At 71.8% G+C, this 12206-nt stretch carries 12 protein-coding genes; 5 read left to right on the plus strand and 7 right to left on the minus strand.

What is annotated here, in order from left to right:
* Positions 1-188: 188 nt before the first annotated feature.
* Together ACZ4TV_RS11590 and ACZ4TV_RS11595 are read right to left on the minus strand one after the other, a co-directional pair.
* Complete coding sequence (locus ACZ4TV_RS11590) at positions 189-1481, minus strand: LCP family protein (protein ID WP_468133248.1); 1293 nt, start codon at positions 1479-1481, stop codon at positions 189-191.
* Between the two features lie 177 nt (positions 1482-1658).
* Complete coding sequence (locus ACZ4TV_RS11595) at positions 1659-2408, minus strand: TIGR03089 family protein (RefSeq protein WP_468133250.1); 750 nt, start codon at positions 2406-2408, stop codon at positions 1659-1661.
* A 140-nt stretch (positions 2409-2548) separates the two neighbouring features.
* Between ACZ4TV_RS11595 and ACZ4TV_RS11600 the strand changes: the two genes are divergently transcribed.
* Positions 2549-3958, plus strand: coding sequence for a peptidoglycan recognition protein family protein (locus ACZ4TV_RS11600; RefSeq protein WP_468133252.1), 1410 nt, complete (start codon positions 2549-2551; stop codon positions 3956-3958).
* An 88-nt stretch (positions 3959-4046) separates the two neighbouring features.
* On the opposite strand, the gene ACZ4TV_RS11605 is transcribed toward ACZ4TV_RS11600, so the two are convergent.
* Entirely contained in the window at positions 4047-4571 is a 525-nt protein-coding gene (locus ACZ4TV_RS11605; RefSeq protein ID WP_468133254.1) for a GNAT family N-acetyltransferase, read from the minus strand.
* Positions 4568-5836, minus strand: a complete 1269-nt coding sequence (locus ACZ4TV_RS11610; protein WP_468133256.1) for an XRE family transcriptional regulator — start codon at positions 5834-5836, stop codon at positions 4568-4570. Before ACZ4TV_RS11610 ends, ACZ4TV_RS11605 begins: the two co-directional genes overlap by 4 nt.
* Before the next feature lie 272 nt (positions 5837-6108).
* On the opposite strand from ACZ4TV_RS11610, the gene ACZ4TV_RS11615 reads away from it, so the two are divergent.
* The 3 genes from ACZ4TV_RS11615 to ACZ4TV_RS11625 all read left to right on the plus strand — a co-directional run bounded on the left by ACZ4TV_RS11615 (position 6109) and on the right by ACZ4TV_RS11625 (position 8030).
* Complete coding sequence (locus tag ACZ4TV_RS11615) at positions 6109-6390, plus strand: hypothetical protein (protein ID WP_468133258.1); 282 nt, start codon at positions 6109-6111, stop codon at positions 6388-6390.
* 235 nt (positions 6391-6625) lie between these two features.
* Entirely contained in the window at positions 6626-6829 is a 204-nt protein-coding gene (locus ACZ4TV_RS11620) for a hypothetical protein (RefSeq protein WP_468133260.1), read from the plus strand.
* A gap of 199 nt (positions 6830-7028) precedes the next feature.
* Positions 7029-8030, plus strand: a complete 1002-nt coding sequence (locus ACZ4TV_RS11625) for a DNA-3-methyladenine glycosylase family protein (protein ID WP_468133262.1) — start codon at positions 7029-7031, stop codon at positions 8028-8030.
* 64 nt (positions 8031-8094) lie between these two features.
* Here the strand turns inward: ACZ4TV_RS11625 and ACZ4TV_RS11630 are convergent, their stop codons facing one another.
* From ACZ4TV_RS11630 to ACZ4TV_RS11640, 3 genes are all read right to left on the minus strand, one after another.
* The gene (locus ACZ4TV_RS11630) at positions 8095-9414 is read right to left on the minus strand and encodes a coenzyme F420-0:L-glutamate ligase (RefSeq protein ID WP_468133264.1); all 1320 of its coding nucleotides are present in this window, start codon (positions 9412-9414) and stop codon (positions 8095-8097) included.
* Positions 9411-10370 carry a 2-phospho-L-lactate transferase gene (gene cofD / locus ACZ4TV_RS11635; protein ID WP_468133266.1) on the minus strand — a complete coding sequence of 320 codons (960 nt, stop codon included), beginning with the start codon at positions 10368-10370 and terminating at the stop codon, positions 9411-9413. The genes ACZ4TV_RS11630 and cofD overlap by 4 nt, the downstream gene beginning before the upstream one ends.
* 131 nt (positions 10371-10501) lie before the next feature.
* Positions 10502-11062: a cysteine dioxygenase gene (locus tag ACZ4TV_RS11640; RefSeq protein ID WP_468133268.1), complete on the minus strand. Its 561-nt coding sequence runs from the start codon at positions 11060-11062 to the stop codon at positions 10502-10504.
* Between the two features lie 643 nt (positions 11063-11705).
* On the opposite strand from ACZ4TV_RS11640, the gene ACZ4TV_RS11645 reads away from it, so the two are divergent.
* Positions 11706-11969, plus strand: a complete 264-nt coding sequence (locus ACZ4TV_RS11645; RefSeq protein ID WP_003983763.1) for a WhiB family transcriptional regulator — start codon at positions 11706-11708, stop codon at positions 11967-11969.
* The last annotated feature ends 237 nt before the right edge of the window (positions 11970-12206 follow it).

The raw sequence follows: 12206 nt of genomic DNA on the forward strand, positions 1-12206 counted from the left end.
GCCTCCCCCGGGGCGCGCGGTCAACGATCCGGCTGCTGGCGCCCGGTCTCTGGTCCGGCCGGGCACCGGATCGCTCACCTTATCCGCCCTGTTCGGCCGCAAACCATGCTGGTGACAAATTCCACTCGCCTTATAACGGGGCGAACTGCCCATCCCACTCGGTTCGGTCACCGGCTTTTGGGATTGCTTTACCGGCAGTCGGCGTTCCCTGCCGTGGTTCCGGTAAAGGTGGGGACGGGTGCGGGGGGTGTGACGGTTCCCTCGCCGGCCGTGCCCCCGTCCGTGTCGGATCCGGTCGCGGTAGCCGTCGCTTCCGCGGTCCCGGTCGCTTCCGCGGTCGGTGTCCCGGCCCCGGCGGTCCCGCTCGGCTCGGGCGTGGGCTCGGGCGTGGGCTCGGGTGAGGTCGCGGGCTCGGGCGGGGCGACCGTCACCGGTTCGTCCATCCGCAGCTGCCGGAACAGCCGCGCCGCGTGCGGCTCCACCAGTTCGTCCCGGTTGGGGTCGGCGGCGTAGGGCCGGCGGGGCACGGTCAGGAACTTGACCTGATCGGTCGGTATGTGCCTCACGCCCCTTACGAGTTCGTACAGGCCGCGCAGTGAGGCCAGAGCCGGGTCCGTGGTCACCGAGGAGGTCGCCGCGTCCAGCAACGGGTACAGCCGGCCCGGATTGAGCAGCACCCCGTTGCTCTGCACCTTCTTGACCAGCGAGCCGAGGAACTGCTGCTGGCGCTCCATCCGTTCCGTGTCACTGCCGTCGCCCAGGCTGTAGCGGGCCCGGACGAAGCCGAGCGCCTGCTCGCCCCGCAGGGTCTGCCGCCCCGCGGCGAGCCTCAGCTTGGCCTCGGAGTCGTTCACCGGCTGTTTGAGGCAGACCTCCACCCCGCCGATGGCGTCGACCATCTTCTTGAACCCGTCGAAGTCGATCACCATGTGGTGGTCGATCCGGATCCCGGTGAGCTTCTCCACCGTACGGATCGTGCAGGCGGCCCCACCCCACTGGAACGCCCAGTTGAACTGGGCGAACTGCTCGTCGGTGCGGCTCCCGTCGGCCTTCAGGCAGGCGGGGATCTCGGCCATCAGGTCCCGGGGTATCGACACCGCGGTCGCGCTCCTGCGGTCCCGCGGCAGGTGCAGCAGGATCGTGGTGTCCGAGCGCTGGGTGCCCTGGTCCTGCCCGTACCGGGAGTTGTCCTTGCCGGAGCGCGAGTCCGAGCCGATCAGCAGGATGTTCTGGGCGCCGGTGGCGATGTACGCGGGGCGATCGCGCTCGTAGCGGTTCAGCTCGGCCGCCGCCGAGGTGTCCTCGGTGATGTTCCCGTCGAGCTTGTTGTAGAGCCACCAGCCGGTGGCCGCCCCCGCCAGTACCAGGAAGACCACCCCGAGGCCGATCCAGCGCAGCAGGCGGCGCCGGCGGTTTCGCGGGGGCCGCTGAGTGCCCCCGGCCGCTTCGGTGCCGCCCGGTATGCCTGCCCTGTCGGTCACTCGCGTCCGTCCCCTCGCTGCTCGTGCAACGGGCCGCACGAGTGGGTACGGCCACTGCCGATCATGCCCCCGGGGCGCGGCAGCGGCCCGGGGACAGGGTCGTGTCTAGGGCCATACGGGTGACAAATCGCCCATTCCTGGTGTTGACCAGTGCGGGTGACGTGAGTCCGGGACCGATCAGAGGGTGTGGGTGACGCGCTCGCTCTCGATCCGCTGGGCCAGCGCGTCCGACGACAGCTGCTCCAGGTTCCGGCACAGCACCACGGACGCGCCCGCCGCCAGCGGGGCGTAGAGCCCGGCCGAGAGCCCGTCCCAGGTGTCGTAGCCGAGTCCGGTCAGCACCCGCGAGCCCGCGCCGAGGCCGAGCTTCGCCGCGTCCTCGCGGGCCCGGGCCACGAGCGCCGCGTACGAGAGCTCCTCGCCGCCGACGATCAGCCCGGGGCCCTCGGGGTCCACCGGGGCGAAGGGGGCGAAGCGGTCGCCCTGCCCCGGCACCTCCACCGCGTAGTCCGCGAACCCGGCCGGGGGCTGCGGGAACCGCCCGCCCAGCGGCCGCAGCGCGAGCGCCACACGCTCGCCGGAGCAGGCCCGGGCCTCCTCCAGCGCGTCCGGCCCGCTCACCACGAGGTCGGCGCCGGCCGGGTCCCCGCCCACCTCGGCGACGACGCCCACCGAGGCGCACGCGAGCAGCCAGACGGCGCTCTGCCAGTGCGCCGGGAGCATCAGCGCGAGCCGGTCCCCGGGCTCGGCCCCCAGGTCGCCCTGGAGCAGATTCGCGGTCTTGGCCACCCAATTGGCGAAGGTCGCGACGGACAATTCGACGCGCTCGCCGGTGGCGTCGTCGTAGAAGGTGACGAGCGGGCGGCCCGGATCGGCGGCGAGCGCGGATCGCAGCAGGTCGGCAGGGGTGCGGTCAGTGGCGTTCACCCGGCACAGCGTACGCGGGCCCCTCCCCCGTACGGCGGCCGCCGGATCCTCCGTACGGGGGAGGAGCCACACCGCACGGAGCAGACGGGGCGTCAGTTCTCCGATGGCGCCGGGTGGTGCGGGTGCTCACCATCCTTTTCATGCGTGGATTCCTTGCTTCCTCGATCGGCGTCGCGACGGCCGCCGCACTGTCCCTGCCCCTCGTGCTCCCCACTCCGGCCCTGGCCGCTGCTCCCCTGGGCGCGGTCGCCCCCGTGACCCCAGCCGGGTCCACCCAGTCCCTGCCGCTCGTCCCCCTGGGACCCGCGGTGGACCGCACTCCCGGCGTCCCCGGCATGAGCGCCTCGCCCCGCGGGCCCGAGACCCGGGGCCTGACCGCCCGCGAAGTCAAGACGTTCTCGCTGGTCGGCGTCGTCTGGGACGACGCCGCCACCGAGCTCCACGGCCGAGTCCAGGTCCGTACCCGCTCCACCCGGACCGCCACCTGGTCCGACTGGCAGGACGTCGAGACCCACAACAGCGAGCACGCGGCCGACCTCGACGCGGTGGAACGCGAGTCCGGCCGCGTCCGCGGCGCCACCGCCCCGCTGTGGGTCGGCGAGTCCGACGGCGTGGAGGTCCGCGTCCAGGCGGAACCCGGCGCCCCGGCCGACCGCGCGGGGGCCCGGCTGCCCTCGGGCCTGCGGATCGAGCTCGTCGACCCCGGTACGCAGCAGCCCGCCGGGACGGGGGACGGCAAGAACTCGGGCCCCGACGACGACGGCGACGACAAGGGCGAGGTGGTGGTGCCGGGCATGTCGATGGAGATGGCCGAGGCCTCCGCGGCGAACGTCCCGCACGCCCCGCTCGGCGCGAACGAGATCACCGAGCTGAACAAGGCCGACTCCACCGCCGACGCGGTCTTCGCGAGCGACGGCGAGCTGACCGCGGCGGCCGCCCCGTTCATCGGCCCGCGCCCGCGGATCGTCACCCGCAAGGGATGGGGCGCGGACGAGTCCTTGCGCGAGAAGGCCTTCGTCTACACGAACACGGTGAAGGCGGCCTTCGTCCACCACAGCGCCTCCGGCAACAACTACGCCTGCAAGGACGCCCCGGCGGTGATCCGCAGCCTGTACCGCTACCACGTGATCAGCAGCGGCTGGCGCGACATCGGCTACAACTTTGCCGTCGACAAGTGCGGCACGGTCTACGAGGGCCGCGCGGGCGGAGTGTCCAAGCCGGTGCTCGGCGCGCACACCATGGGCTTCAACACGGACAGCATGGGCATCGCGGTCCTCGGCTCCTACTCCTCCACGGCCCCGCCGGCGGTGGCGGTCGACGCGGTCGCCCGCCTCACGGCCTGGAAGCTCGGCCTCTTCGGCCGGGACCCGCGCGCGAAGACGACCCTGAAGTCGGGCGGCGGCAACCTCTACGCCAAGGGCACGAACGTGAAGCTGAACGTCATCTCGGGCCACCGCGACGGCTTCGCCACCGCCTGCCCGGGCGCGAAGCTCTACGCCAAGCTCGGCACCACCCGCACCTCATCGGCCAAACTCCAGGGCCGCCCGTAGCTCCGGTACACCCTGCGACCCTGCGACCCAGCGTCCCCGGGCCGGTCCGCCCCGGCCTCCAGTACGGAGCCCGGGGCGTCCGGTCCGGTCAGCGGGCGCGCAGGTTTCGCAGCATCACCGCGTAGACCGGCGAGTCCGCGAACGGCTGCTGCTCGCCGATCTTCCTGTACCCCCACACCTCGTACATGGCCTGGAGCCTCGGGCGATTGGTGTCCACTGTGAGTACCGCCCACGCCTCCGGGCGGCCGCCGAGGAGCGCATCGTGCAGACGCGGCCCCAGGCCGGTCTTGCGCCACTTCGGGCGAACCATCAGCTCCGACACGGAGAACGTGGCCGGGTCAGCCGGCGGGGTGTCGAGGTGCCCTTGCCACCACTCCCGGTCTCGGGCTGCCGGGGCGCCGTACGAGAACCCGACCGGCACATCTCCCTCCCATGCGATCACGCAGGAAAAGCCGGCGTTACCGCCCCAGTGGTCCACGAACCACGGGAACCGCTGCACGAACTCCTCGTGGATGCGGTCCGCGTACGCATCCGCGTGCACGTCCAACAGGGTTTGCCGGATCTCAGGAAGGTCGGCGTGGGCGTAGTGGCGCAGCTCGGGCGCATGGGTCACGGGGTACTCCATTCGGTGCGGTATCGGTCGGCCCACTCTCGGGCTGCCTGAGCGGAGGGGGCAAGGGTGAACAGCGCTCGATGGAAGTCTCCGATCACGGTGCGCAGACGCCCCGGGAGCGGGTCACCGGCCATGAGCTCGAAAGCTTCCCCGATCGTCGCGCAGGCCCGTTCGGTGTCGCCTTGGTGGAGCTGGGCGAGGGCGAGCTGGACCATGGTCATGGCCCGGTTCCGGCGGTAGTGGATGGGCAGTGCCGCCAGAGCCCGGTGTGAAGCAGCTTCGGCGTGTGCAGGCTCACCGAGAAGGCCGCGGACGATCGCGGTGAGCGCGGCCAGCTCCGCCGGTCCGTAGAAGCCGATCCATGGCGGCCGTGGGGCGCCGGGATCGGCTTTGGCGAGAGCGTCCTCGGCGTAGCCGAGGGAGCGGAGGGCCGCCTGCCGGTCGTGGCGGGAGGCGTGGCCGATCGCGGTCCGGGCGTGGGCGAGCGAGGAGCACAACGGATCGCGGCGGGCGGCGGTGGTGGTCTGCGCGGCCTGCGAGGCGGCGATCCCTTCCCCGTAGTCGTGGCGCTGGTGGGCCAGCATCGCTGTCGAATTCCACACCCGCATCTGCGCCATGGGGTCCTGGGCCATGCCCGCCAGCCGGAGCGCCTCGGCCAGGTGGACGCGGGCACGGTCGAGCTGCCGGGCGTCGATGCATGACCAGCCTGCGGTGGCCGTGTAGTGCGAGGCCACCGAGAACAGCCGTAGCCGGACGGTCTGCGATGCAGCCCGCTGCTGCAAGCCGATAGCTTCGACCGCCCCAGCGAGCGCGGTTTTCTCCAGGGCCCCATGCCCGCCGCGAGCTTGGTCGAGCGCGGTCAGGGTGCCCATCCCTTGCCGTAAGCGGATCACGTCCGACATGCCGACCGAATGACGTACGGCCAGGAGAGGAACAACACTGGTTGCGGCGACGGCACCAGCGGTGAGGGTGCAGAAGGTGCGGCGGTGCACGTCGTCCTCCGGGGATGGTGCTGTTGCGGGTTGCCGGACCGGGCGCTTGAACCCGAGGCACTCGGCGCTGCATCCGAATACTGCATCGAGGGCGTCACGCTGGCGCTGTTGAGGCCAGCCGGTTTTTCCGGTCAGCCAATTGCGCACCGTCCGGTCACTCACGCTGCCCGGATGCGCGGCGGCCACAAGCACCTCATTGACTCTCTGAGCCAACTGCTCTTGCTGGAACGCGTGTTCGTCCATGTGGGCCTGGAGGCGGACATTCCCGGTCACCAACTCACCGTAGCGAGACCGTCATCCCGCGTGCAGGGCTTCGTTCGGATCGCCCCGTCATGAATTTCCGGTGCTTGCGACCAGGCCACCCCTGTTTTTTCCTCGCCCTGCAGGGCGGTCCGGCCGTTGCATGGGATACGGCACCTCACCCCGGGGGCCGGTCCCCCTCCTTTCGGCCCGGTCCCACCGGTCCTGCCCCGCCCTCACACCTCCGCGAGGGAGCTGGGACAAGACCACACAGCGACTACGACACCCAGGGCGGCGGCGATGGTATGACGCAGCTAGAGGACCACGAGAACCGATTCCCCCGCGCCATCGCGCTGCCCCGCCCCCTCTGGCCCGAGCCGGGCACGATAGTCCGCGCCATGGAAGCCCCCGAGCACCTGGCCGTCGGTGTCCTCGCCCGGTACGGCACCCCCGCCGACGCCTTCCCGGGCTCCGCGTATGTACGCCCGCTCGGCGGTGGCCGCGAGTGGATCGCGACCCCCGAGCACCTGCGCCCCGCGCACCCGATGGAAATCAGCGCCATCCGGATCCAGGAGTGGGCCCGGTGACCGACCGCCCGGTCCTGGGACCGGTCCGCGGCCACGAACGCCGCACCGTCGATCATCCGCTCACCGGCACGCAGGTACGCGACATCGCCTCAGGTCAATGCGGGGACCTGAGGGAGGTGAGCGAGGAGTGGGCATCCGCCCGGACGATCCGCATCGCTCACATCCGCCCCGCCGGTGGGGGAGTCGAGTGGTCCACGGCCCTGGACAACATCAGCCCTGTATTCGGAGGTGCCCAGTGAGCAGAGCGCAGATCGGTGACCTGGTCGAAGACGGCCCAGGCGGCGGCCACTGGATCTACACCGACCGACGTGGCGGCACGGTCATCCTGCGCCCCCTGTACGGAGGTACCGGCTCGACCAAACCGGCTGCCAACCCCGAGGCGCTGCGGGTGGTCAAGACCCGACGCCAGCTCAAAGCCGAATTCGCGTACTTCGTATAGCCCCGCTCGAACCTGGTCGAGAGGAACGCCCGATGGTCAGCCCCTCACGACGTCCATGGCTACATCGCCCCCACCGAACTCCTGCCCCACGATCCACCGGACCAGCCCCTACCGTCCTCGGCCGCGTTCTGGCTGGGACAGCGGCCTCGCGGCACGCTCCCCTCACTGATCTGACAGCCCGCAGGGCTACGCTCAGGGCATGGCCGGCCGCTTCGATCCCCTCACCCGTACCGCAGTGCGCGGCGGCCGCACCGACGTGCCCCCGGGCCTCGGCCGCCCGGCGCGGGCGGCCGGGGCCAAGGAGCGCCGGTGGGTTCCCGACGGCCCCGTCGACCTCGGCCTCACGCTCGGCCCGCTCAGACGCGGCTCCGCCGACCCCACCTTCCGCACGACCCCCGACGGCTCGCTCTGGAAGACGAGCCGGACTCCCGCCGGCCCCGCCACCCTCCGCGTCGCCGGCCACGGCCACGAGGTGCACGCCGAGGCCTGGGGTCCCGGCGCGGACTGGTTCCTCGAACAACTGCCCGCACTCCTCGGCGCCGGCGACGACCCCGCCGTCTTCGTCCCCCGCCACCGCCTCGTGCACGCCAGTCACCGCCGCCGCCCCGGCCTGCGCCTGACCCGTACCGGCCTGGTCCTGGAGTCCCTGATCCCCAGCGTCCTGGAGCAGAAGGTCACCGCCGACGAGGCCTACCGCGCCTGGCGCCGCCTCGTACGGCAGTACGGCGAGCCCGCTCCCGGCCCGCTCGACCTCGGCCTCCACGTGATGCCCAGCTCCCGCACCTGGACCCAGATCCCGTCCTGGGACTGGCACAAGGCCGGGGTCGACTCCAAGCGCTCCGCCACCATCGTCCGCGCCGCCCGCGTGGCGAACCGGCTGGAGGAGGCGGCCGCCATGGCTCTGCCCGAGGCCGCGCGACGGCTGGAGGCCGTCCCGGGCATCGGCCCGTGGACCTCCGCCGAAACCCTCCAGCGCAGCAACGGCGAACCCGACGCCGTCACCACCGGCGACCTCCACCTCCCCGGCATCGTCGGCTACGCCCTCGCCGGCGACCGCGACGCCGACGACGCCGTCATGCTGGAGCTCCTCGCCCCGTACGCCGGCCAGCGCCACCGCGCCGCCCGCCTCATCCTCCTCGCGGGCCACGCCCCGCCCCGCCGCGTGCCCCGCATGCCGCGCACCGACATCGGCCGCCTCTGACAACGCGGCGGCGCGGCCACCGCCGCGCACCGCCACCGCAGCCGCCGCAGTCGCCGCCAGGCGTTCAGCGGACCTCGATGAAATCCTCCGGGTCGCGCCCCGTCCGCCCCGCCGGAGGCGACGCGGCGTGCCCCACCGCGACCGTCCCCATCGGGTCCCAGTCCTCCGGCAGCTCCAGCACCTCGCGCACCACGTCCCGGCAGAACATCGTCGAGGACACCCACGCCGACCCCAGCCGCTCCCCGGCCAGCGCGACCAGCAGGTTCTGCACGCCCGCGCCCATCGCGACCACGAACATCTCCCGCTCCGCCGCGTCCCGCCGGGCATGCCCGTAGTGGTGTGCGCCGTCCGTCACCAGACACGGCACCACCAGATAGGGGGCGGCCCGCAGCACGTCCCCGCGCCGCACCCGCTTCGCCACCGACTCCTCGGACTTGCCGTCCGCCCGCAGATCCGCGATCCACGCGTCCCGCATCGCGTCCAGCAGCCGCACCCGCGCGGCCTCGGACTCCAGCAGTACGAACCGCCACGGCGTCGTGTGGTGCGGAGCCGGGGCCGTCACGGCCGCCGCCACCGCCCGCCGCACCGCGCCCGGGTCCACCGGCTCGGCCGTGAAGGCCCGTACCGTACGGCGCTGCGTCACCGCTTCCCGTACCGCCTCCGAGGTGCCCAGCCGGAACATGTCCTCGGCCGGCGTACGCACCAGGTCCCGCGCCGACGAGCCCTCGCCCAGTACGTGGGCCAGCCCGCGCACCACGGCCACGGGCAGCCCGGCCACCTTGCCCTTGACCAGGTCGCCGGCGGCGGCCAGCTCGTCCGCGGTCGCGACCACCGTCGCGCTCAGCGGATTGCCGTGCGCGTCCGTGCCCCCGCGGAGGTCGTCCAGGACCCGCACCCCGGCCGAGCCGATCGCCACGTCCGTCAGCCCGGTGCGCCACGGCCGCCCGAAGGTGTCCGTCACGACCACGCCCACGTCCACGGACAGCACGTCGCGCACCCCCGCGCGGATCGCGGCCGCCGAGCCGTCCGGGTCCTCGGGCAGCAGCAGCACCGTGCCGGGGGCGGTGTTGGAGGCGTCCACCCCGGCCGCCGCCATCACCAGGCCCTGCCGGTTCTCGACGATCCGCAGCGGGCCCCGGCGCGCGACGACCCGTACGGTCTCCGCGTCGATCGCGTCCTCGCGCGAGTCCGCCTCCACGATCCGGCCCTCGGCCTTGGAGACGATCTTCGAGGTGACGAGCAGGACGTCCCCGTCGCGCAGATCGGGTGCGGCCGTCGTGATCAGCTTCGCCAGGTCGTCGCCCGGCCGGACCTCCGGTATCCCCTCGACGGCCCGTACCTCGTACGAAGGGCCGTGCGCGCCGGACGCGTGCCCCGGCGTCACCGCGAGGACTCCGCCAGTTCCAGCGCGGCCCGGGCCATCTCCGCGGTGGCGGCCAGGTCGGTCATCATCAGCGGCACCGCGCGGCAGGTGATCCCGGCGGCCTCCACCTCGGCGACGGCGTCCGCGTCGGCGGTGTCCACCAGCCAGCCGTCGAGCAGCTCGGCCCCGTAGTGCCGGGCGACCGCCGCGGCCGTGGACTCGACGCCCACCGCGGCCAGCACCTTGTCGGCCATGCCGCGCACGGGTGCGCCCCCGACGATCGGGGACAGACCCACGACCGGCGCCGCGGCGGCGGCCACGGCCTCCCGGATGCCGGGCACGGCGAGGATCGTCCCCACCGAGACCACGGGGTTGGACGGCGGGAAGATGATCACGTCGGCGGCGGCGATGGCCTCCAGCACGCCGGGCGCGGGCTTGGCCTGCTCGGCCCCCACGGGTACGACGGCCTCCGCGTCCACCGCCGCGCGCAGCCGGACCCAGTACTCCTGGAAGTGGACGACCCGTCGCTCTCCTGTGCCGGCCTCGGTGATCGCGACATGGGTCTCGACCCGGTCGTCGGACATGGGCAGCAGCCGTACCCCGGGCTGCCAGCGGTCGCAGAGCGCCTCGGTGACGGCGCTCAGCGGGTAGCCCGCGCCGAGCATCTGCGTACGGACGATGTGGGTGGCGAAGTCGCGGTCGCCGAGGCCGAACCAGGTGGGCCCGACCCCGTACGCCGCGAGCTCCTCCTTGACGGTGAAGGACTCGTCGCTGCGGCCCCAGCCCTGCTCCTCGTTGATGCCACCGCCGAGGGTGTACATCACCGTGTCCAGGTCGGGGCACACCTTGAGCCCGAAGAGGTGAATGTCGTCACCGGTGTTGCCGATGACCGTGATGTCCGCGTCGGGAACCGCCGACTTGAGTCCGGAGAGGAACCGGGCGCCGCCTATACCGCCGGCCAGAACAACAATGCGCATGCAGACAGTCTGTCAGCCGCAGGCTGTCCGTTGAGGGGTGGTGGCCGGGCGACGGGTGGGACTGTCAGCCGCAGGCTGTGCCTTGAGGGGTGGTGGCCGGGCGACGGGTGGGACTGTCAGGCCGATCGGGGTCAGGCGGGTACGGTCTCCGATTCGGCCGGGGAGCAGCTGTGCATCGGCATCTCGGTCAGACCGGGGAAGTAGACGTGCAGGCTGACCGCGCCGTCGAGGGTGTCGTTGACGACCTCGTGGGCGTATCCGGGGGCGAAGACGCGCTGGGCGCCGGGTCGGTGGGTGAGCCGTCCGCGGTGCGTGTGCTCGGTGAGCTCGCCCTCCAGCACGGTCAGGACGCCGGAGGAGGCGCCGTGGTCGTGCGGGCCGCTGCCCTGGCCGGGGACCCAGCTGAGCAGCCAGACCTCGTAGCCGGGGCCGGTGCGCAGCCGGTGGTACCAGCGGGTGGTGGCGTCGTACTGGACCAGGTGCTCCCAGGAGGCGCGGTCCTCGGCGATGGAGCGGGCGAGACCGGCGAACTCGGCGACGGTGGCCGGGTGTTCGCGGGCGGGCTGGAGCAGGTGCTGGACGGCGAGGATGTCGCCGCCGATCTGGAGGTCGCTCTCGACGACCGCAGGAGCGGCGGGAGCGGCGGGAGCGGCGGTCGCGGTGGGGGTAGCGCTGTGCGTGGTGCTGTTCATCGTGGGGTTACCTCGACGGATGTCAGTCGTGCTGGCGGTTGCTGGGGGACGGGCCGGAGCTCAGGGGAGCCGGGGCTCCGCGGGCATCAACAGCTGCAACAGCAACAGCGAACCTGGGCAGCGCACAGGAACCCACGAATGGGGGTCCGGGTGGTGGCTGCGGGCGCTGACATGCAAGCAAGGAGAACGGGTCGGGGGCTTGACTGTCAACCCAATGTCCGGTTTGGGGCAAAAGTTTCACCTCATCCGGTTGCTGTGCGCGGAGAAAGGTTTGTGCAGTCCGCGGTCGGGGATGTGGCGCTGTGCCAGGGCCCACGCCGGGTGGCGCCTTAAACCCGTCGCGCCATCTCGTAACCGGAATGTGATCTGCGCCGCTTCTTTGGCCGGATCGCAACCCCACCTGCGAGTGACACGTGGATGAGGAGTAAGGCGGCATCTCGGGGCGCCTGTGGCATGTGTCACGATTTTTGGCGATATGAACACTTTCTGCATAGGCTTGGTTCCGCAGAGTGAATAAGGGGCCCAATAGCAGATCTCGGCTTGACTGCGCCGGAGCCACGCACTTGTAATTTCACTCGTGTCGTTACGTAGCGATCAGTGACGACATGACCACGGGGACGCACGAACAGAGCGAGGGGCGCACATGACCGAGCTGTTTCAGGAACTGCTGGTCGAGGAGGCGGACGAGGAGCTCGGCTGGCAGGAGCGCGCTCTGTGCGCCCAGACCGACCCCGAATCCTTCTTTCCCGAGAAGGGCGGCTCCACCCGCGAGGCCAAGAAGGTCTGCCTCGCCTGCGAAGTCCGCTCCGAATGCCTTGAGTACGCCCTCGCCAACGACGAGCGATTCGGCATCTGGGGCGGCCTGTCCGAGCGCGAGCGCCGCCGCCTGAAAAAGGCAGCGGTCTGAGACGGCCGAGGCACCACCGGCCGGGTACCCACCGCACATCGCACGACATATCGAACGCACGGCAACAGGGCGTCGAGCAGCACATCAGCAGGACATCGAGCAGCACGCAAAGCAGCACACACAGCAGCACGCAAAGCGGTACGCAAAGCGGCACACACAGCACGACACAGAGCACGGCGAACGGTCCGCCTCCTGCACCTTCCCCGCAGGAGGCGGACCGCCGTCTTGACAGCCGTT

It is taken from the genome of Streptomyces sp. NPDC028910, assembly GCF_055564955.1.